The following is a 21320-nucleotide window of genomic DNA, read 5'->3' on the forward strand; positions in this document are numbered from 1 at the left end:
CCACTTCTAAATTCTTTCAATATTTCATTGAAATCAAAGTTTATCTCTTGTTCCATTGTCAATCCTTGATATTATTTTATCAGATTGACACGGAATTTCTAACACTCCCCCAATAGGTAGTGGCAATATATGGAGAGAAAGTGATGGCTCTCTCCATATTTTTACAATTAATATAATCTGGTTACAAGCACCATTAATATTAAAAGTATTACCACTATATACTGAAACAAGGCAAATCCTTTTAAATGAATTCCCCTGCCCTAGAGTTAAACTCTTGCCAAATCCACCCAGCAAAAAAAAAGGTAAAGCTAAAAAGCTCTACCTTTCTTGAACTCATCTAATTAGTCCATCACTACTAAATAGAATTACCTTGTTTCAACGTGATAATTGTATCACAGATAATTATCTGTGTCAATATACTAAAATTTAACAAAATACCCGATTGCTAAAAATAATACTGCAATAGCAATATAAGGCAATAAACTACTCTGATTACTCTCTTTATTTACTGATTTTTTAGTAAATTCAAAATCTTCTAGAGTTTTTGAAATTCTAGCATCTATTTCAATTTGAGATAAATTCATAGAAGCTTTTTTGCTCTCATCAAGGCTTAACAATAATAGCTCTTGAGTTTCATATAAACTATCAAAAATCTCTTTAAATTTATTATCATAATTTTCAGTCTGTTTAAGAAAATCTTTTGCCATCTCTGCCTGCAAAGAGTTTGCAATTAATTGTAAATTTTGTTCTTTTTTATCTTGCGTTTTTTTATCTAATTGTTTATTGCTCATGTGATGTCTCCATTGAATTTATTTTTATTTTAGATTTTTCTTTTGAATTTAAACTTGATTCATTTTTTTCTAAGAATTTTTCAAGCTTTCCATCTTCAAAAATAGAGTAAATGTCATTCTCTTTTAGAAAATCTTGCAAATCATGTTTTTCAGCCTTTGCAATAATTTCAACTCTTTCATTAACTTGTTTGTATAGATTTTCAATTAAATCACCTTTCTCATCGAGTATCTTTTCAGCTTTTAATGACTCTCTAAATTGATTAATTGTATATCCTTTTATGACAGCGTCTATTGTCATAACAAAAGCCAAGAAGCCATTAATCGCAAGAATTTCATTAGTGCTACTTTTAAAATTTAAAATTTCTTGCATCTTTTTATTTTTTAGCTCTATCTCCTTTTGCAGAGTATTTTTTTGCTTCTCAATTTTTTCTCTCAAATCTAAGATTCTATCTTTGATTTGTATTTGCTTTGCTTTTATCATTTTAATATCCTTTTAATACTTCTTGATATGTTCGTTCTTGATGTTTTTTTAACTCTTTATGAAACTCTATTTCTTTAGCTTTAGATATTGAATCATAACTTTTGATATTTTCTCTAATATCTTTTAGTTCATCTATCTTTACTCCTAAATCTTTATATTTTTGAGTTAATCTATCAGCAATAGAAGCAGCTAAATCTTCATTAATTTCACCTTTTTCATATTTTTTTAGAAATTCATCTTGTTCAACTTGTAACTTTAATCTTTCTCTCTCTATTTCTTTCATCACTCCATCTTCTTTAAACATTCCACCTATTGATTTCATTGTTGCAAAAATTTGCTCATCAATTAGCTCATTAGCTCTTTTTGGGCTACGAAATAATCCACTCATTCCAATAGCTTTTTTTATAAATCCAATCATAATAACTCCTTTTTTAACTCTTCTAATGATATATATTTATTTAAAAAGACTTCATCTTTTTCAGTCTTATACATAGGTTTTTGTTCTACATAATTGCTCATAAACTTAGCAACATGACCATTTCTAATAATAAAACCCTCCCCCTTTTTTATGCTAGAAAGCATCTGAGGTTTAAAATAATCCTCTTCTGATTTTGTATATTTTGATTCTTCTGTAGTTGATTGATTTTTGTTTTTATGGTTATACTCTTTATGTTGATTTTCTTCTAGTTCCAATTTTTTAACTTTTTCAACTTTTTTATTTAAACTCTCAATTAAATCTTCATCAGTTAATCTAAGAGCAATGATAGTATTTGTTGTAGCGAATACTTGAGAAGCATCAACAGAACCTAATGTCTCTTTAAGTGATGATTGAAATGACAATACAGATGCCATATTCAGACCTCTAATTACAGATTGTATATCTCCAATATTAAAACTTTTATCTTTCTTAATTTTAAGCCATGAATTAATCTCATCTAGTAAAACAAGTGATGTAGTATCTGCTTTGTAATCTTTACCTCTACGCTCTAGTAGAGAATTTAAAAAAGATATAACCATTTCAGCAAGAACAGGTGTATAAACTTTATTCTGTCCTGGAATATTAAAAATTACAATTTTATTTGAATCAATAGCGTCAAGTATTGAAATATCATTACTTTGATTTTTAAGGACTGATGGAAATGAATCAAAAAAAGTAATCAGATTTTTTAAATTATCAATAGACACAGATAAATTATAAAATACTCCATTGTTACTTGGATATTTTAACGTTAAAGCTTCTATTCCCTTGTAAATTCCATTTTCAGTCTCTACTCCAGTTTGAAAATATTTTTTCAAACTTTCCCAATTTTCTACTCTTGATTGACTTACAATAACTTGTTTAATTTCAGAATGAAGATGATTTTTTTCTTCATTGGTTAGATGTGCTAAAATAACATTATTATCCTCTTCACTAACTATTATATCTTTGAATTTTTTATATAAAATCTCATTTAATTCTGCTTTATGATTTTCATACATTTCATCAAATATAATCAATAATTTAAATAACAATTCATTGTCAGTAATAAGTTTTTGGAATGCATAATAATCTAAACTTTTTATATTTTCCTTATATTTTTCAAATTTATCATTAGATTCATAAATTAAATCAATTTTTGAAATATCTATAAAAAAATTAGAATCTCTTAAAACTAAAATAAATTTTAAAAAACTTGTAAGATATGATTTAGCACCCTTACCCCAGATATCTGTCTCAAAATCAGATATATTTACAAGTGTAGTTGTAATATTTTTTGCATTACCTATCTCAAAAATATTAATGGTATTACTATTGGTTTTCCCTTGTTTATCTTCCGAAAAGTCATATACAAGGACATCTTGCAATCTGTTATACTTTGCAGCAATTGATTGAACCTTTTGTAAAATAACATTATCTGATTTTCCAAATACTGAAAATACTCCACCACCTCTTGCAATTGCTGACTCAATATAAGCATTCAATAAAAGTTCTGTTTTTCCGCCACCTGTTGTTGCCATTAAACAAGTATGCTCTCTTAGCATCTCATCAGTTTGTAAAACTGGAGTAATTGCATTTGATTTTGCAGATGTTAAAACTTGTGAGTATAAAGTTTCTTTTTCTTCATAAGAAAATCCAAACATTTTTTTTATACTATTTAAAAAGCTTAATTTATGTACAACTTTTTTATGTTCTTTTACAAGTGTTCCTAATTTAATACTATATTTACCTTTTAAGTTATCATTAGAAACTAAATCTAAATCTTGGATTAACTCATCTTTAATTTTATTTTTTACTATTTCTTTTTGTACCTTAAAAGATAAGCAATAAACAAACAAAGCAAATGCTAAATAAAAAAGATTATTAAATGCTGCAATACCTATAAAAATATATATAAAGAATAGATTAGATGCAATCATATCAATTAATTTAATTACATCGATATCTACTTTAGTTTGATTTTCAACTCTAAACTTACTATTATCTACTATCTTGCTCATTTTATAACTCCCATTTTTAAAAATAGTACTGCATGCTTAATTGAAATCGATGAAAACTTAAAGTGTTGACTATCTCTAAGAAATGCCAAAAATTCTGTTTCATCACTATTTGCAATTTGAAATAATTGAGATACTGATGAAAAATATTGTTTTTTTGTTAAATTATTAAATCTATTGTAAATCAATATCTTTAGTTCAAACATATTTTTACAGTTTTGAATTTCATACTCTTCAATTTTTTGATATTCAAATATTTTAGATTTTGAATTAATGTAGTCAATCAATCTTCTATAAAAATCATTGATTTTTAATTCTTTTTGTTCTTGTGCAGTTTTAAAATTTTGAATATCACTTAAATTAATATTCAACTTTACATTTTGAATAGTGTAATCTTTGGGACTTCTTTCAAGAGATATACCATTAAAATAGTGAGAATAAAATCTAATAAGTTTTACTTCCCTTTTTATTGGTTTGAAATTTGCAAATGTTGCTTCTTGTTCAATATTTACAACTCTTTCATCTTTTGATTTAATATATGAGCTAAGTTTTAAATTTAAAAGAAATATCAAAACAGCAACTAATCCAAATCCATATAAAACAAAAACATCTTGAGATATTTGCACTTTAAATATATTCGTAAAGAATTGATACAAATAATTTTTTAAAAAATAGTCATATCCATAAGATAAAGCTAATATAAAAGCAAGGATTAAACCTTGCTTATATATTAATTGCCATCTATTCTGTTGTTGAAATGTTGTTAATTTTTTAGTATGAAATAATGACCTATAAAACAAATAAAATGTTGATACTAAAATCAAACTTAGAACTATTATATTTTTATCAAAATTTTCCATTTACATTTCCTGCTCATGAGTTTTCTCGTAACTTATTTTGTTGATTTTTTCAGGAGTTTTTTCTTGAACCTTTTCAGGTTTCTTATCTCTCATTTTTTCGATTTTTTCTTTTAAAGATGCATTATCTTTTTCTAAAGATTTTTGCTCTTTTTCTTTTTCATCTTTTTGTATTAATAGCTCCAACTCTCTTCTAAGTTCCCTATTCTCATTTTTTAGAGCTTCAACCATTGCAGAAAATTGATGTATCTCTTTTTCAAGATTTTTAAATAACTCAGATTTATCTAAAATTTTATTCTCAGAATAATCTTTTATTTTTTCACCAATATTTTTACTTTCTTCTTTTAAATTATCAATCTTTTTACTTGTAAACTCTGTTTTCTCTTTAAGTGTGTTATTTTTAACATCATTTACTTGTTTCAAAAAATCTGGATTTAGTTTAAACTCTGTTTTTTCTTCCTTGTCTTTATTTTTTATCAATTTTAAAAAATCGATATATTTTTGAGCTTGATTGTTAATTACTGTTAGTCTAACTTGATTTTTAACTGTTTTTTGCAAAAGCTCTTTTTTGTCTCTATTCTCTTTTTGATTATTATATTCATCTAGCCATTTTGATTTTAGTTGATAATCATCACTATTTCTAACCTCTTCAAATGAAATTCCAAACTTTTTTTCTGTATTTTCCCTAAATTTTTTAAACTCTTCTTCTTTCATTTTTACATCCTTTTTTTCATTTTGATAATTTGTTTTATCAAATTCTAAATTTTGCTTTTTAATTACACTAAGATAATCTGTCATATCAAAGCCTTTAAAAAGTTTCAAATCTTGATTTTTTTCTAATTTATTCCAATTCCAAACTTTTATCTCTTTTGCAACACCTTGCAACTGTTTTAAGATTTTTTCAGCTCCTTTTTGACCAGCTTCATCATTATCGTAAGAAATAACTATTTTTAAATCTTGAAATAGTGGTTTATATTTCTCTTTTAAATTTTCATTTTCAGACCCCAAAGTAATAGCTCTGTGTCCATTACCTATCATATTAAGAGTATCTTTTTCACCACCACATAGATAAACCTCTTGATTAATATCTTTTCTATACTCTTGCAAATCATAAAGATTAAAAGGACATCTTTCTCGACCTTTAGTAAAAAGCACTTTTCCAGGAATTACCTCTAATCCTTTATCATTTATATAACTATTTGGATTTTTATTATATTTCCAAAGTGTTACGATTCTATTTTCTTCATCACGAATAGGCATAGATAATCTATCAGATTGCTCTATATAGCCAATTTGGTATTTAATAGCTATCTCTTTTTGTTTCTCAAAATCCAAACTAGGAAGAGCTTCATTAAGAAGCTCTTTATATCTACTAAAATTATCTTTTCTAGCAGTATCAAATGTTTTAATAAACTCTTCGCTTATATATCCTGTTTTAATATTGCTATTATCAACTGTGTATCCATTATCTTTATATTTATTTATATCAGGAAGAGTTAAACTCGTTAATCTCTCTGCTTCTTGTTTGGCTTCTTTGTAACTTTGATTGATATTTGTCATTTGTAAAAAATCAATTAAATCTCCATGATTAGATGTATTATTTTTAAATGGAGATGAAGTCCAACAATGAATTGTTCCATCGTTATTGATAATCATATCAGGAGTATTCGAGCTGTTCCAATGGAACTGCCCGTTTCTGAAAACCTCAAATCCAAGGTTTGAGACTGCATTCATTATAATTTCTTTATTTGCTTTCATTTTTTATATCCTTATTTTTTAAACTTTAACCATATCACCAGCCATTTTTTGTTGTAACTTTTCAGTCATTTGAGAAATGTTAGAATCATCTCCATTTATACCAATCATGCTAGAAATAATATCCTGCAATTTAAAAATTATATAGACTCCACAAATTCCTGAAAATACGTGAATTACAACTACTCCTAGTGCTTTTAAACTTACAGCAGACATCATTGCGGTTAATCCATTAAAAAAAGAGTTTTCGCTATTTGCAATAATTGTCTCATTTGCAATTGCCATAGTGTCAAACGTCATACCAATTAGAAGTAAGTACAAATCAATAGCAGCCGTACTTATAAAAATATAAATGTAATTAGCAAATACAATTGCTAAAGGAGTCAAAATCAAAAGTATTAAAGTTTTACCTAAAAATGCGTCAAAATACTCTTTTTTATTTGTAACAATCGCGTAGAATACAATTAAATCGACTACAACTGCTGTTATAATAGTTCGAAAAAAATACATAACAATTCTAATAATTGCTGCTACCGCAACAACGATTAGAATTATAGAAGTAATCATCATTGTTACGATAAATATAGATACAACAAGTGAAATATACAGCAATATACCATATTGTAAGGCGCTAGTAATAGCTCCTAAAACAAAACTACCAAATGATGATAAAACACTCATTATTCCCGACCCTAAAAGTCCTAATGGACCAGCTGCTGCTCCAGCAAGAAAATATTTAGCAGTTGATATTACTCCTGCGAGTTTACTCTCTTTTTTTTCTAACTGTTGAGCTGTTGGGTCAAGTCCAGCAATATTCGAAAAAAATTGATACATATTATTAAAGACTGGTTCAAATGATGGAAATGAAAACCAAATAAATTTACTTTGAATGTGCCCTAAAATTGAAGCCAAACTTGAATCATCAATACTATTTTTTATTTCAGATTTTTGCTCATCATTTTTACTCCAAGCAGAAATTAGATTGTAATCATTTGAATCTTTTATTTTTTCTATTGCAACATCTTCATTAAATACTGGATTTGCATTTTGGAAGAGTAAATTATATAGAACAGGCACTGTTACTGAATTTATCCAGCCATAGTGATTTTGTTGAAACTGGATTAAATCAACAAAAGTTTGAAATCCAACTTTTTGATTATCTGCTTTGCCATCATTATTCATCTTTATCACTTCTTGATTTATCTTGATTTGTTGTCTTAAAAAAGCGTAATCAGATAAAATTTTTCTTGAATTTGTGAATACATCTTTTTCTAATTTTTGGCATACAGCAGGGTCTATTCTATCTATTTTTAATACTTTATTTATATTATTTGAAGATAAATTAATTGCATTATTTAATTGCTCGTTTGCCTCTTTTGAGATAGTGTTAAATCTTTGATTTACAACTAAGTAATCTGAAAAAGCAGGTTTGCAAATATTATTTAAAAAATCAAAATCCTTTTTTAAATAAAATATATCTTCAAAAAGTTTTTTAATCGCTTCTGTATTTTGAGAAATTTGTCTCTCAGTGATAAATCCTTGTTTTGCTTCAAGAAATCTTAAATAAGAGTATAAAGAGTAATCAGATACAGTATTTGCCCAAGTAGAACCTTGATTAGCAAAAAATCTTAATGTTACTTTTGCAAGTGTTGAATTTTGATAAAATTCATCTTCACTCTTAGTAGGAATATCTTGATTTATAGATTTTTCATATAAAAATTTGTCAGGTACACTAATAGGTGCTGTTGAAACTGGAATCAGAAATATAGTAATAGCTACAAAACCATTTATTGCTATAGCTCCAAAACTTTGATTACTATTTTGTTCCTCAATTTTTAATACTTTTTTCTTTAATTTTCTGAATCCAGCTTTAATTACAATATATCCTGCTCCAAATAATAACATAGTACCAAGAATATAACTAAACGCTTGCTCGATGTTTATCAAGAAATAAACATAAAAACCCCAAAGCTTTTTATCCATAAAATCAGTTAAAGAGAATGTTTGAAGTTCTTTATCTTCATTTTTTTCTTTCACAAATAATCTTATTGCTCTGTCAATTACTCCTGCTTGCTGATTAATAGCTTGTTGTGCTCCATTATCAACTACTAAGTCATTTATTTTTAAAACTCCATCTTCTGAAATAACATCATTTGCAAAATAATCCGGATTGAGTAAAAATAAACCAGTTAATATATTACTTAATGTCTCTTTAGCATTAGTGTGAGAGTCAATATTAATATATACTGAATTGTTATTTTTAGAATACTCTAGTAAAGAAGCATTATTATTATATAACTCTGATATGTTAACAGTAGAAATATAGTTAGTTCTTCCATCTACTTCAGTTCCTGGAAATACATAGCTCCCTAATTGATTATAGAAAGCAACTCCAGCAGTTCCTAACTTATTATCTATAAAATTTTTAAGCGCTGATTTTTCAGTTGCTAATCTTGTGTTATCAACTTTGAACTCTATTCTCTCTGGCTCACTTTGCCCTGGAAGATATTTTAAACAAGTGAATTTTCCAGCTTTTAAATCAACACTTTGTAGAATTGTTGTAACTTCATCGCTACCACCATCTCCGCAAGATATATTTGAAATAGCTTGCAAATAGTTACTGTTTATCTCATGGTTTTTATTTTCTTCAAAATTAAAACCATTAATATTTGCGACAAATCCATTACTGTTAATTGCTAATAATTGATTTGCAACTACTAATAATAAAAATATTATTTTAGTTTTCATTTTCCACGACCATCAATAAATTATCATTTGACGTGTAATAATTCATTTTCTTATCTTTTAATTTTGCAAAATCTACGTCGAAAATATCAGTCGTGTAGTAAAATGCTGCGTTGAAAAGAAAGATATAAAAATAATTGTATAAAATTAATTGATTAATACTACCCTCTCGTCCAGCTGATAAAAAACCTTGAATTAAATCGTACTGAAAAAGAGCAGAAAACGAAATATATACAAATCCAGAAAACATTAGATAATTAATTAATTTTGGTTTTGTTCTTTTTTGATATAAATTTTTAAGATAAAACCAAAACAACCAAATATACAGACAACAAAAAAAGAGTGTGAAAATACCATTATTTCTAATCCAAGAGTTAGTCGTGAAGTTTAAATTAAGCATTGAATACGTCACAAAAAGTAAAACAAAAGAAACACCTATAAGTACTTTAGTTCTAAATTTTAGGAAATTTTTAAATGTATTTTGTTTAATAAATTTTCTTTTTCCGACTATTAATTCATTTGCATTTGTCTCATGTACTTTTTTTAATTCCTTACTTGAAAGTTGTCTAAAAACAGGCAACTTAGTAAATCGCTGAATTAATATCATTTTATTTTCCTTTTTTTAAAATTGTTTTGAAACAGCATAAATAATAAAAGCAATAATAATTAATATTACTATTGCTTTTTGACTTTCGCTTGTTTGTGGTTGTCCGCATTTTGGACACTTTTTTGCATTTACACTTATTTCGCTTTTACAAGCTAGACATTTTTTTAACATTTTGGTACTCCAAAATGTTGTCTTAAAAAGATTTCAAGTGACTCCTCAAATGCATCTTGCTCTGACCCTGTCAAATTACTAATATTTAATCTTAAGCTATTACAAGTGCTCGCAAAATTATGAGTTGGAATTTTTTGAAAAACATCTTTTACTAATAACTCAACTACTTCACTTTTATCTTTGCTTTTACCAGCTAGGTCGTAACACAAACTTAAACATCTGTTTGATATTTTAATAAATTCTTTTTCTTCCATTTTTTTTCCTTTTAAATAATAAATTTTTCAAATATAAATATAATTACAATCATGGTAATAATGCCACCTAATTGTTGTTTCCACTGCATTTTTTACTCCTTTTTAGGTTTTGTACATGCTTACAGCCTGTAATACTATTACACCTATTGCAACTATTAAAGCTAGTTTTAACGTTGCAAACTTAACAATCTTGTTTGAGTTATCAACTATAAACTCAAGTTTTTTTAGACTTGAGCTTTTTGAAAGTTCGTCAATTTTTTTGCCTATAAAAGAGAGATATGCTGCATAGTTAAGGCTCATCTCTTTTTCATCTTTATCTTGCAATTTAAGTAGTATAGGTTTAAACTCAATCAAATCATCTGTTATTTGTTTTTGAGTTGTTTGAATCTCATCAAGTTTCTCAATTACTTCATTTACTTTTTTAAGCTCTTGTAGATACACTGATTTGTTAAAATCAAATGTATCCATCAATTCATTTACTTCTTTTTCGTCTAGCACTATTTTTCCCATTATAAGCCTTTACAATGCTTTTTGAATAGGTTTAAGTTGCTCGATTAACTCAACTACCATTTTTGCAAATCTGTATCTTTTATTATTTGCTTTAAATACATCTTGCCCCTCTTTAACCCATTCTTGACGATAAGTATCAATATTTTGAACCAAATCGATTGAAGATAAATAGCTGTCAAGCAGACTTACCTTATAGTGAGATTTTAAAATTGAAAAAATATTTGAATTTGGAACAAAAAAGATATTATCAACCTTTAAATTATTAAGCTGATTAGGAATATCAAGCTCATCACTACCAAATATATTGATAAATTGTTTTTGAATTTCATCTTTTTCAAGGGAAAAACATCTGTTAAGAACAAGATTAATATTTGCAGATTTATCAAAATCTCGAATTAAGGCAATAGTGTCTTTTACATTATCAACTTGCTCAAGGTCATCGTTTACTGGTATATAATAGTTTAAACCTGATAAGTCTATATCTTTTACTTTTTGTAACAAAAATCTAGTATCATTACCGCCACCTGCATCAACGATATTAATTACATTAGTATCTGACAAACTAGCAAACTGTATATCATCAATCACAACCTCGCTATCTTTGAGTTTTAAGCTCTGATGATTGATGTAGTTTGAATTTACCTTACTGTTATTGTTGTCATCAATCTCAAAAAGGTTTATTTTTTGATTCTGATTTTGCAAATATAATATTGTAGAAACTATGTTTGATACTGTAGATTTTCCTACTCCACCTTTTGTTTGCCCTGTTAGGTGTATGTTTGATTTATTTTCTTTTTTCATTTTTTAATCCTTTACTATTTATTTAAAAGTTTGATTTTTAGGGGCTTTAGCCCCGTTAAAAAATCGAACCAACTACGGGTAAGAAATATTACTTACCCACTCTATACTATCCCCGTAGTTTTTGGGTATTTATTACTCTAATACTTGATTATCTCTACTTGCGAGATTTAAATTTTCGAGTCTGTCTGTCTTTATTTGTTTTTGAATTTGCTGGTCGTTCCATTTTTGCCATTTTTCACTCTCTAACTCTATATCTATCTCTATTGGACTTTTTTTGGACATCTTTGGACATTGTCCAATTTCTTTATCTTTTTTTCTCTCTACTCTTTTATATTCTGCCCACTTAGATTCGCTACCTATCATATTTTGAGTTTCAAACATAAACAATGTACCATTATCCCAACGTTCCATCAAACCCAAAGAAATAAATAAATCTACAGCTACTCTTACAGTGTCAATATTTGTATTAGTAATTGTTGATAACATTTGTGGAGAATAAGGAATAGTCTCTTTAAAAAATAGCTCTCCTTCAGTTTTTACACTTTTAAGTAAAAGTTTCATGTAAAATATGATGTAATCTTTACCATTTGGTTGTCCCTCAATAATTTTCACTTCATCTTTATCAAAAAAATCATCTTTAAGTTTTAACCAATAATATTTTTTCTTTTGAGACATATCTTTCCTTTTAAGCAGTTCTTATTTTTCGATTTGCTTGAAATTCTGCAATTTTCAATTTTGGATACAGAATTCTTCCACCTACTTCAATGTACTCAATACCAATTCCTTGTTTTCTCCATGCTTCAATCGTTGAAGCTGAAACTCCTAAAATCCCAGCAGTTTGTTTACTATTTAAGTTTAAAATTTTTTCAAATCCTAAATCATTAATTTGTTGCATGTATTCTTTTATTTCTTCATTAATATTCATTTTTCATCCTTTTTATTAATTTAATAATGTTCCAATAGGCTATTTCAGACCTATTAAAATTTATAAACATTATGTTGTTAAATATCAATGTTTATATGATATAATGCTATTACATACTTTATAATATGTAACGTATTTATTTAATAAACAATAAATTGTAACATATATTTTACATTAAGTCAAGTTATTTATGACATATTTTATTTAAATGTAACATATTTGTTTAAAAGGTTAAAAATGTTAAACGTTGGAGAAAGATTTGATTTCGCTCTTAAGGAGCTTAAAATAACAAATAAAGAGATAGCAGAAAGCTTTAATATTAGTTCGCAAAATGTTTCAAATTTAAAAAAGAATGATAGGTTAAATGATTTAATATCTCAAATTGCAACTAAATATAATATTAATCTTAATTGGTTAGTAACAGGCAAAGGTAACTATATAATTAGCAATGAGAATATTAATAATTTTCAGAATTCTAAAAATGGTTTAGCTCAAGCATTCGGCGGAAAAAATACAAACAATTACAATGAAAATATACAATTTGATAATGCTGAAATAGATAAAAATATTTTAAAGCTTCTAGATACTCTTTATAGTTTTGCAAAAACTAACAATAAAATTGATGAATTAAAAACTGATTTATCATCATTACTTCCTAAATATATGTAAAGGAAAGAATTTGGAAATTATAAATCAAAATAACAATTTTCAAAATTCTGAAAATGGAACTGGACAAAATTTTAATGGTGCAAATATAGGAAATCAAAATAACTATTTTTTTATATTTAATTTCGTTATATTTAATTTAGATTGGATTTTTAAAAGCTTTAATAATAAAGATTTAAGCTCAAAACAATTTTTATTTTTATTGTTATCTAACTCTATATTGTTTTTTTTATTAATAGGATTATTTCTATTGCCATTATTTTCAATCAATAAACATAATATAAGTTTTTTTGAATTTACTGGAATGATAGGTATATTTATTTTTTTATGTAGCTGGTATTGGAGTAAAATTAAAAAGGAGAAGAATTATGAATGAACCAACAATTGAGTTAACACCTTTCTTATCTGATACACAGATTAGACAACTTGCAAGTCAAAATGGATTATCTTATGAAGAAATAAGAGATTGTCTAACAAAAGATAATCCTAAGCAATGCATCGAAGAAAAAAAACGTATAAAAAAATTAAATTTAGAGAAGAAAATCGAAGAAGAAAAAAATATTGAAATTGAAGAAGAAAATAATCATGGAATGGCACCATAAAAAAATTTAAATAATTTCTGATAGCTTTTATTATCTTAAATAAAAAGTAAGTTATATATGCTAAATAATTATAAATATATCTTTATGATTTTGTAGTATAGTGTGATATAAGTGTAATTATAAAAAATAAACAAACCTTAAATCTTATTATAATACCTATAAAACCGAATCCAATTTAACTTTTAATAATATATTTATATAGAGAGTTAATGCCTGTAAAATGGCAAGAAGATTTATTAGCGATTGAAAATCCAAAAAGAAGTGAATATATTCAAGCTTTAAAAAAAGCTGATAATAGAGATTATACTGATTTAATTGAAATGCATAAAATTACATATTAATTTTTATGAATTCAATCACACATAGAATGAGCTAAATTTAAAGTCCTAAAATAGAGGATTTAAACTTTCATATATTGATTTTAATATATAATACTGTAAATCAAGTATTTTAAAATAAATTACTTGATAAAATATATAAAATACTACTTTTATAGTATTTTAATTGACTAAATATTAACTTTAATATATAATACTGTAAATCAAGTATTTTTAAGGGATAAAATGGCAAAAAAAGTTATACCAACTGATTATCCTATTTATGATAGAGAAATAACTATTGAATATTTAGGAAAATTCATTAAAGCAAAAAGAACACAATCAAATTTAACTTCCCATCAAACAGCATTATTGTGTAATGTTCCTGTTGATGTTCTTACAAAGCTTGAAAATAATAAAGGTGGAGTTACACTTGATAGTTTTTTAAAAGTTGTAAATGGTCTAGGTATTGATATTCAATTGGATGGAAAAAATAAATGAAACATAATATTAATATTTTTTGTAATAATGAAAGAGTAGGAATCATAGAAATTGATTTAAATTCAAACAATGTTGAATTAATATATGATGAAAACTGGAAAAATATAGGATTTGAATTATCTCCACACCTTAAATTTGATAAATCAATAGATTCAAATAGTATTAAAAAATTTGTAAATAATCTTTTACCAGAAGGCAATGGTTTAGATGCCATTAGTATAATATTACAAATTTCAAAAGCTAATAAATTTGGTTTGCTTGAAGCAATTGGAAATGAAACTGCGGGTGCTTTAACATTTAGCCCAGATAATATTGTAGTTACTAATTTTAGAGAAATAAGTAATGAAGAATTGACTGAAAGAATTATAAATAAAGAGAATATAAATATTACTTTGTGGGATGGAAAAATTAGACTTAGTTTATCAGGTGTTCAGGATAAATTGCCATTAGTAGTATTGAAAGATAATAAATATGGTATAGGAGAAGGAAAAATTGCTTCAACTCATATATTAAAATTTGAAAAAAAAGATGATATACATTTAGTTTTAAATGAATACTTTTGTATGAAATTAGCTAAATTATGTGGTTTAAATGTTGCAGAAGTTGAAATAAGAAAGTTTGGTACTCAAAATGTTTTATTTGTAAAGAGATTTGATAGAGAATTTTTTGAAATTGATGATAACTCTTTTGAAATTTCTAAAAAACATATTATTGATGGATGCCAATTATTGGATTTAGATGTTAATATGAAATATGAAAAGGTTTATACTGATTATAGAGGTAATGCAAATTTTAAAAATTTATTTGAATCTTCAAAATTAACAACAAATAAAATTTTAACAAAATTAAATCTTTTGAAATGGACACTATTTAATCTATGTATAAATAATTTTGATGCTCACGCAAAAAATATATCTTTTTTTGTAAATAAAAATGGTCTAGAATTAACCCCACTTTATGATTTAGTAAATATTGATATGTACCCTCAATTCCATAATAATTTTGCTATGGCTTTTGGTGATGAATTTGACTCAAAAAAAATAGGTACTTATGATATGGTTGGTTTTTGTGTCCATATAGATATTCAACCACGATTAATAAGAAATGAATTTAAATTAATTGTAAATAATATTCGTAAAAATATTGGAATAATTAAAAATGATATGTTATGTTCATATAGTGATAATGAAATAAAATTTTTAGAAAAATTAGAAAGTAATATTTTAAATACTTGTAAAAAATATGAAGATATTTTTAAAACATTAGATAGTGCGTATAAGTCCTATAAAGATGATTGGTTATAATTAAAAGAGTTATTATATTAATTTGTAGCACAAACAGGCTAAAATAAATAAAAAAGGATTGAAAATGATGGATGCAACTGTAAGAGCTAGAGTTGATAGTGATTTAAAACAAGAAGCTGAAGCTATTTTTAAAAAATTAGGACTTAATACTTCTCAAGCAATAGTAATGTTTTTGCATTGTAGTGTGATATAGGTGTAATTATAAAAAATAAACAAACCTTAAATCTTCTTATAATAGCTATAAAATCGAATTTAAGTCAGCTTTTAATAATATAATTATGTAGAGAGTTAATCTCTACATAAAATAAAACTATCTAAAAAATATAAAAAAACTAAATTGTTATCTCTTTAATATCTGCAATATTCCTAAATCCTAAATAAACTTGTGCAATAAGATTTTTTCTATTTGTTTTAATTTTTTCATCTTCATGATTTACAAAAACTTTTTCAAAAAAGCTATCAAGTTGTGGTTTTAAAGAAAATAGAGCTTCAAGTTCCTCATCAAAAGTTACAAAGTTTGAAGTTTTTATTTTTTTGAAACTATTATATAAATCTCTCTCTTCATCTTGTTCAAATAGTGTTTCTTCAATATTTAAAGAACTATTAATCTCAATATCTTTTACAATATTTGCAACTCTCTTAAATGTAGCACTATAATCTTTAAAATTATCACTTTCAACAAATGGATTTAAAGCTTCTACTTTTTGATAAATTTTATAAATATTTCTCTCTCCACTACTTATTACAGCTTTTAAAACAGTTGGATTTACACTATCAAAAATTTTATAAAGTCTTTCTATAAAAAATTCATTTAAAACTTTTAAATCAAGATTTTTATAATTTTCTTTTAAATCTTCAAAGATAGCTTTAAAATCTATATCCAATTTATGTTCTATTGCAATTTTTACAACTCCTAAAGCTGCTCTTCTTAATGCAAATGGATCTTTTGAACCTGTTGGGATTTTTCCAGCACTGAAAAGTGCCATAAGATTATCTATTTTATTTGACATAGCAACTATTGAAGAGAAAATTGAACTAGGAAGTTCACTATTCTCACCACTTGGAAGATACTGCTCTTTTAGTGCCAAACTAATCTTTTCATCATTTTTTGCAATTTTAGAATAGTAGTAACCCATAAGCCCTTGAAGTTCTGTAAACTCATAAACCATTTCGCTCATTAAATCAGCTTTTGAAAGCATTACAGCTTTTTGCAATAGTTCAATATCTTTTTTATCTATTTTTAAAATCTCTGCCAAATATGAAGCAATTTTTGCCTCTCTTTCACATTTATCATAAACTGTTCCTAAACCTTCAACAAATACAAGTTTTTTAAGTCCTTCATTTGATAAACCATTTTTAATATCATTTTTATAAAAAAACATTGCATCTGCTAATCTTGGCCTTAAAACCTTCTCATTTCCTGAGATTATATATCCAAAATCATTTGTTAATGCATTTGAAATAACTACAAAATTGTTTGTAAGTTTCTCATTTTTATAAACTGCAAAATATCTCTGATTTGCTTTCATTGATGTAACAATTACTTCTGCTGGAAGTTCCAAAAACTCCTCATCAAATTTTCCTAAAAGTGCTGTTGGATACTCAGTAATTGCGACAACTTCATCTAATAACTCTAAGTCCAATTCTATTTTAACATTATGCTTTATTTCAATATCTTTTATTTGTTTTAAAATTTTTTCTCTTCTTTCATCTTGATATAAAACTACCCCATATTTATCTAACTTACAAAAATAATCACCTACATCATTAAAAATAAATGGTTCATAACTATCCATTCTATGACCATAAGATAAATTAGAAGATTTTACTCCAAATAACTCACCTTCTACAATTTCATTATCCATCATTATCGAAAAAAATCTAATAGGTCTTATAAAACTATCACTTCTACTTCCCCATCTCATAGATTTTCCAAAATTTAAACTTGATACAAACTCATTTACCATATTATTTAAAAGCTCTTTTGAAAAAGCTCCAGATATTTTTTGTTTATGATATAAAACTTCACCTTTTCCAAAATCTTTAAATAAAATTTCATCTACACTAATTCCACATTTTGATGCAAAACTAGCAGCTGCAGGTGTTGCAACACCATCTTTAAAAGCTATACTTCTTGGAGCACCAATGTTTTCAACTTCACTATCTTCTTGTTTTACTTGAAACTCTCTATGCCATAAAACCAATCTTCTTGGAGTATAGAATAAATCAAAATTACAAAGTAAACTATTTTTTTCTAAAATATCACTCCATTTTTTCTCTATATTTGATAACTCCTTTAAAAATGGAATAGCTGGTAACTCTTCAACTCCAATTTCTATTAAAAGTGGTTTAAGCATTTTCTTTTTCCTTATCTTGGTTTTTATTTTTTTCTATTTCTTCTAATTTTTCAAGTTTATCTGTATGTTTTTTAATTTGTTGCCGATTAAAATTTATAATAAACATAGCAACCATAAAAACAAATAGAGCCAAAACTACAAAATCTAAAATATCTTTCATACTTTTATCTCCAATAAATCACTATAAATAGCTCCATCAATCTCTTCTAAAGCAACTTTTTCTAAATCATCATTAGATTTTATAATAGTCAAAATTTTTGAATCCCACATATAATTATCAGCTATTTTTTGTAATTTTTTAGCTAATTCATTTTCACAAATTATATATTTTGCATTAAAATTTGAAGCATAAATAGCCTCTTTTATAGATTTAACATATACCAAAAAATTTAAATGTTGAAAAAAAGAGTATTTTAAAAGTTCTTCATTAAAATCAAAAAAAATCATTGAATTTGGTTTTGTATTTTTAATATCTTCAATACTTGTAACTTTAGAAAAAGCTTCAAATGGGATTAAATTATCTCCAATTATCTTCATTTTAAGCCTTTTTGTTATTTAAACAATCTTTTGAACAAAAAAACTTTCCACTACTTACAATAGCCTCTTTAGAAGATACAAACGTACTACAAGTAGGACACTCTACCATCTCATCAGAGATTAACTTATCATTTTTTTTAACACCATCAACTCTTTTGTTTTTAAAAAATAGCAAATATACAACAAAACCAGCCAAAACAACAGCTATTACTTTTATCAACATTTTTTTCCTTTAATATATAAATAATTTCGTTCACATCTTGAAACAACTTTATAGTTAGATATTTTAGAAGTTTCAATCTCATCTTCTAGCATACTTCCTTTATAAAAAAGATAAGATGTATACTCTTTTTTTATCTTAGAAGTGATATTTAAAAGTAAATTTGTATTTGTAACTGCTCTACTTGTTATTAAATCAACTTCCAAACCTTCTACATTTTCTGCTCTTTTTTGTAAAATTGTAAGATTATTCAAACCCAAACTAGCTTTCACAAAGTTTAAAAAAGCAACTCTTTTTACTCTTGGTTCTATTAAATACGATTTTACATCTTTTTTTGCAATTGCTAAAATAAGTCCAGGATAACCAGCTCCTGTTCCAATGTCTGCAAAACTATTAAATTCATCTATAAAGTTAAGAGGATAAAGTGAATCTAAAATATTTTCATAGATATCATCATCACTCAATCTTCCGCTTAAATTATGAACCTTTCCCCACTTTTGCAAAAGTTTAACAAAAACTTCACAATCTTTGTAAAAAATGTCTTCAAAGTTTAAACTATTTTTTTCAAGTAAAGATTTTAAACTCAAATTAGATGTCCCATCTTCTCTTTTTTTGTAGATAAATATAGTTCATTATACTTATTTGCTTTTATAATTGCTGGAATTCTCTCAACAATTTCAACTCCTAAAGACTCAACATATTTTAGCTTTGCTGGGTTATTTGTAATTAGTTTTAATTTTTTTATTCCTAAATTTTCAAAAATATATCCAACAACTCTATAATCTCTCTCATCCTCTTTGAAACCTAATTCTATATTTGCCTCAATTGTATTTCTTCCTTTATCTTGCAGTGCATAAGCATTTACCTTATTTACAAGACCTATATTTCTTCCTTCTTGTCTGTGATAAATTACTAATCCACCATTTTTTGCAATAAATTTTAAAGAGAGATCTAGTTGGTTTTGGCAATCACACTTTAAACTTCCCAAAGTATCACCAGTTAAACACTCTGAGTGAATTCTCACAAATGGAGCTTCTAAAGTTTCAAAATCTAAACTCATTATTGCTAAATGTTCTTGATTACCATCTTTATATGCTTTTATTCTAAAATTTCCATATTTTGTAGGAAGGTTTGCTATATTTGATTCAATTATATTCATTTGTATTTAAACCTTAAACTGTTAAAATCCGAAGATTATATCAAAAAGAGGTAAATATTATGTTTAAACGATTTAGAAGATTAAGATTAAATGATACTTTAAGAAATTTAGTTCAAGAGACAACAATTAGTAAAGATGATTTTATATATCCACTGTTTGTAAGAGAAGGAAAAGGTATTAAAACTGAAATTTCTTCAATGCCAGGTGTATTTCAAATGAGTATTGATGAGATTTTAAAAGAGTGTGAATATTTACAAAAAATAGGATTAAACTCTATTATACTATTTGCAATTCCAGATATTAAAGATTCAGTTGGAAGTGAATGTTTATGTGAGGAAAGTATAATCTCAAGAACAATCAAAGCAGTTAAAGAGAAATTTCCAAATATGTTTGTTGTAACAGATTTATGTTTTTGTGAATATACAGACCATGGGCATTGTGGAATATTAGATCCAAAAACACAAAGTGTACATAATGATAAAACTCTTGAAATATCAGCCCTTCAAGCACTAGTTCACGCAAGAGCAGGTGCAGATATGATTGCACCATCTGGAATGATGGATGGAATTATTACAACACTTAGAAATGCTTTAGATGAAAATGGTTTTAAAGATTTACCAATTATGGCTTATTCAACAAAATTTGCAAGTGGTTATTATGGACCATTTAGAGATGTAGCTGAATCAACTCCAAGCTTTGGTGATAGAAGAACATATCAGATGAATGTGGCAAATAGACTTGAAGCAATTAGTGAATCTTTAGAAGATGAAAAAGAAGGTGCTGATATTTTAATGGTAAAACCTGCACTTTCATTTTTAGATATTGTAAGAGATATAAGAAATGAGACAAAACTTCCATTATGTGTTTATAATGTAAGTGGTGAATACGCTATGTTAAAACATGCTGGAATTGCAGGACTTATTGATTATGAAAGAGTTATGATGGAGACTATGATAGCTTTTAAAAGAGCTGGTGCAAACATTATAATATCTTATCATGCAAAAGAAGTTTGTGAAATTTTAAATAGAAAATAAGTTGTTATATTTTAAATCGTATGTTAATTCATACGGTTTTTAAATTTTAAAATATATAAAAAGATAAAACAAGAAGTAAAATAAAAAAGCTTACCTTGACCTACTAAAACTATAGTAAGACAAGATAAGCTCTTTGGATTTAATAAAAACTCAATGAGCTGGCAGCGACCTACGTTTCCACCGGGGGACCCAGCAGTATTATCGGCGATGAAGTGCTTGACTACCAGGTTCGGAATGGGACTGGGTATTTC

General features: G+C 26.0%; 27 protein-coding genes and 1 rRNA gene. 7 read left to right on the forward strand and 21 right to left on the reverse strand.

Features of this window, described 5'->3' with window-relative positions; all coding sequences use genetic code 11:
- Positions 1–419: 419 nt before the first annotated feature.
- The 14 genes from AC5LG6_RS10880 to AC5LG6_RS10945 all read right to left on the reverse strand — a co-directional run bounded on the left by AC5LG6_RS10880 (position 420) and on the right by AC5LG6_RS10945 (position 12372).
- Positions 420–791 carry a hypothetical protein gene (locus AC5LG6_RS10880; protein WP_498586592.1) on the reverse strand — a complete coding sequence of 124 codons (372 nt, stop codon included), beginning with the start codon at positions 789–791 and terminating at the stop codon, positions 420–422.
- Positions 781–1272, reverse strand: a complete 492-nt coding sequence (locus AC5LG6_RS10885) for a hypothetical protein (RefSeq protein ID WP_498586593.1) — start codon at positions 1270–1272, stop codon at positions 781–783. The genes AC5LG6_RS10880 and AC5LG6_RS10885 overlap by 11 nt, the downstream gene beginning before the upstream one ends.
- Before the next feature lies 1 nt (position 1273).
- Entirely contained in the window at positions 1274–1690 is a 417-nt protein-coding gene (locus AC5LG6_RS10890) for a hypothetical protein (RefSeq protein WP_157278555.1), read from the reverse strand.
- Entirely contained in the window at positions 1687–3750 is a 2064-nt protein-coding gene (locus AC5LG6_RS10895; RefSeq protein ID WP_498586594.1) for a TraM recognition domain-containing protein, read from the reverse strand. Before AC5LG6_RS10895 ends, AC5LG6_RS10890 begins: the two co-directional genes overlap by 4 nt.
- Positions 3747–4607: a hypothetical protein gene (locus AC5LG6_RS10900; protein ID WP_498586595.1), complete on the reverse strand. Its 861-nt coding sequence runs from the start codon at positions 4605–4607 to the stop codon at positions 3747–3749. Before AC5LG6_RS10900 ends, AC5LG6_RS10895 begins: the two co-directional genes overlap by 4 nt.
- The gene (locus AC5LG6_RS10905) at positions 4608–6362 is read right to left on the reverse strand and encodes a toprim domain-containing protein (RefSeq protein ID WP_498586597.1); all 1755 of its coding nucleotides are present in this window, start codon (positions 6360–6362) and stop codon (positions 4608–4610) included. It abuts the gene before it with no gap.
- Positions 6363–6380: 18 nt separating this feature from the next.
- Entirely contained in the window at positions 6381–9107 is a 2727-nt protein-coding gene (locus AC5LG6_RS10910) for a hypothetical protein (protein ID WP_498586598.1), read from the reverse strand.
- Positions 9097–9711 (reverse strand): hypothetical protein, encoded by a 615-nt coding sequence (locus tag AC5LG6_RS10915; protein WP_498586599.1) that lies wholly within the window; start codon positions 9709–9711, stop codon positions 9097–9099. Before AC5LG6_RS10915 ends, AC5LG6_RS10910 begins: the two co-directional genes overlap by 11 nt.
- Positions 9712–9726: 15 nt before the next feature.
- The gene (locus AC5LG6_RS10920) at positions 9727–9882 is read right to left on the reverse strand and encodes a hypothetical protein (protein WP_157278543.1); all 156 of its coding nucleotides are present in this window, start codon (positions 9880–9882) and stop codon (positions 9727–9729) included.
- Positions 9876–10136 carry a hypothetical protein gene (locus tag AC5LG6_RS10925; protein ID WP_260888356.1) on the reverse strand — a complete coding sequence of 87 codons (261 nt, stop codon included), beginning with the start codon at positions 10134–10136 and terminating at the stop codon, positions 9876–9878. The genes AC5LG6_RS10920 and AC5LG6_RS10925 overlap by 7 nt, the downstream gene beginning before the upstream one ends.
- 102 nt (positions 10137–10238) lie before the next feature.
- A complete protein-coding gene (locus AC5LG6_RS10930) occupies positions 10239–10646 on the reverse strand; it encodes a hypothetical protein (RefSeq protein ID WP_498586600.1) in 408 nt (135 codons plus the stop codon).
- A gap of 9 nt (positions 10647–10655) precedes the next feature.
- Positions 10656–11447, reverse strand: a complete 792-nt coding sequence (locus AC5LG6_RS10935; RefSeq protein ID WP_498586601.1) for a P-loop NTPase family protein — start codon at positions 11445–11447, stop codon at positions 10656–10658.
- Positions 11448–11579: 132 nt separating this feature from the next.
- Positions 11580–12122 carry a phage replisome organizer N-terminal domain-containing protein gene (locus tag AC5LG6_RS10940; RefSeq protein WP_498586602.1) on the reverse strand — a complete coding sequence of 181 codons (543 nt, stop codon included), beginning with the start codon at positions 12120–12122 and terminating at the stop codon, positions 11580–11582.
- A 10-nt stretch (positions 12123–12132) separates the two neighbouring features.
- Entirely contained in the window at positions 12133–12372 is a 240-nt protein-coding gene (locus AC5LG6_RS10945) for a helix-turn-helix domain-containing protein (RefSeq protein ID WP_498586603.1), read from the reverse strand.
- A 237-nt stretch (positions 12373–12609) separates the two neighbouring features.
- Between AC5LG6_RS10945 and AC5LG6_RS10950 the strand changes: the two genes are divergently transcribed.
- The 6 genes from AC5LG6_RS10950 to AC5LG6_RS10975 all read left to right on the forward strand — a co-directional run bounded on the left by AC5LG6_RS10950 (position 12610) and on the right by AC5LG6_RS10975 (position 15955).
- Positions 12610–13041, forward strand: a complete 432-nt coding sequence (locus AC5LG6_RS10950) for a helix-turn-helix domain-containing protein (protein ID WP_498586605.1) — start codon at positions 12610–12612, stop codon at positions 13039–13041.
- Positions 13042–13406: 365 nt separating this feature from the next.
- Positions 13407–13640, forward strand: coding sequence for a hypothetical protein (locus tag AC5LG6_RS10955; RefSeq protein ID WP_498586606.1), 234 nt, complete (start codon positions 13407–13409; stop codon positions 13638–13640).
- 209 nt (positions 13641–13849) lie between these two features.
- Positions 13850–13981, forward strand: a complete 132-nt coding sequence (locus AC5LG6_RS10960; RefSeq protein ID WP_498586607.1) for a hypothetical protein — start codon at positions 13850–13852, stop codon at positions 13979–13981.
- Positions 13982–14203: 222 nt separating this feature from the next.
- Positions 14204–14458 carry a helix-turn-helix domain-containing protein gene (locus AC5LG6_RS10965; RefSeq protein WP_390864109.1) on the forward strand — a complete coding sequence of 85 codons (255 nt, stop codon included), beginning with the start codon at positions 14204–14206 and terminating at the stop codon, positions 14456–14458.
- Positions 14455–15762: a HipA domain-containing protein gene (locus tag AC5LG6_RS10970; protein ID WP_498586608.1), complete on the forward strand. Its 1308-nt coding sequence runs from the start codon at positions 14455–14457 to the stop codon at positions 15760–15762. Before AC5LG6_RS10965 ends, AC5LG6_RS10970 begins: the two co-directional genes overlap by 4 nt.
- Positions 15763–15826: 64 nt before the next feature.
- Positions 15827–15955, forward strand: a complete 129-nt coding sequence (locus AC5LG6_RS10975; protein ID WP_498586610.1) for a type II toxin-antitoxin system RelB/DinJ family antitoxin — start codon at positions 15827–15829, stop codon at positions 15953–15955.
- 139 nt (positions 15956–16094) lie between these two features.
- Here the strand turns inward: AC5LG6_RS10975 and glyS are convergent, their stop codons facing one another.
- The 6 genes from glyS to ribA are packed head-to-tail and all read right to left on the reverse strand — an operon-like array spanning position 16095 to position 20035.
- Entirely contained in the window at positions 16095–18119 is a 2025-nt protein-coding gene (gene glyS, locus AC5LG6_RS10980; protein ID WP_260894852.1) for a glycine--tRNA ligase subunit beta, read from the reverse strand.
- Positions 18112–18279: a hypothetical protein gene (locus AC5LG6_RS10985; protein ID WP_164071304.1), complete on the reverse strand. Its 168-nt coding sequence runs from the start codon at positions 18277–18279 to the stop codon at positions 18112–18114. Before AC5LG6_RS10985 ends, glyS begins: the two co-directional genes overlap by 8 nt.
- Positions 18276–18656: a hypothetical protein gene (locus tag AC5LG6_RS10990; RefSeq protein ID WP_498586611.1), complete on the reverse strand. Its 381-nt coding sequence runs from the start codon at positions 18654–18656 to the stop codon at positions 18276–18278. Before AC5LG6_RS10990 ends, AC5LG6_RS10985 begins: the two co-directional genes overlap by 4 nt.
- A 1-nt stretch (position 18657) precedes the next feature.
- Positions 18658–18879 (reverse strand): PP0621 family protein, encoded by a 222-nt coding sequence (locus tag AC5LG6_RS10995; RefSeq protein ID WP_066152669.1) that lies wholly within the window; start codon positions 18877–18879, stop codon positions 18658–18660.
- Positions 18873–19463 (reverse strand): 16S rRNA (guanine(527)-N(7))-methyltransferase RsmG, encoded by a 591-nt coding sequence (gene rsmG / locus AC5LG6_RS11000; RefSeq protein WP_498586612.1) that lies wholly within the window; start codon positions 19461–19463, stop codon positions 18873–18875. The genes AC5LG6_RS10995 and rsmG overlap by 7 nt, the downstream gene beginning before the upstream one ends.
- Positions 19460–20035: a GTP cyclohydrolase II gene (gene ribA / locus AC5LG6_RS11005; RefSeq protein WP_066218452.1), complete on the reverse strand. Its 576-nt coding sequence runs from the start codon at positions 20033–20035 to the stop codon at positions 19460–19462. The genes rsmG and ribA overlap by 4 nt, the downstream gene beginning before the upstream one ends.
- A 59-nt stretch (positions 20036–20094) precedes the next feature.
- On the opposite strand from ribA, the gene hemB reads away from it, so the two are divergent.
- Positions 20095–21069, forward strand: coding sequence for a porphobilinogen synthase (gene hemB / locus AC5LG6_RS11010; RefSeq protein ID WP_498586614.1), 975 nt, complete (start codon positions 20095–20097; stop codon positions 21067–21069).
- Positions 21070–21225: 156 nt separating this feature from the next.
- Here the strand turns inward: hemB and rrf are convergent.
- Positions 21226–21320 (reverse strand): 5S ribosomal RNA (rrf, locus tag AC5LG6_RS11015); the annotation flags it as partial.

It is taken from the genome of Arcobacter thermotolerans (genome assembly GCF_983172305.1).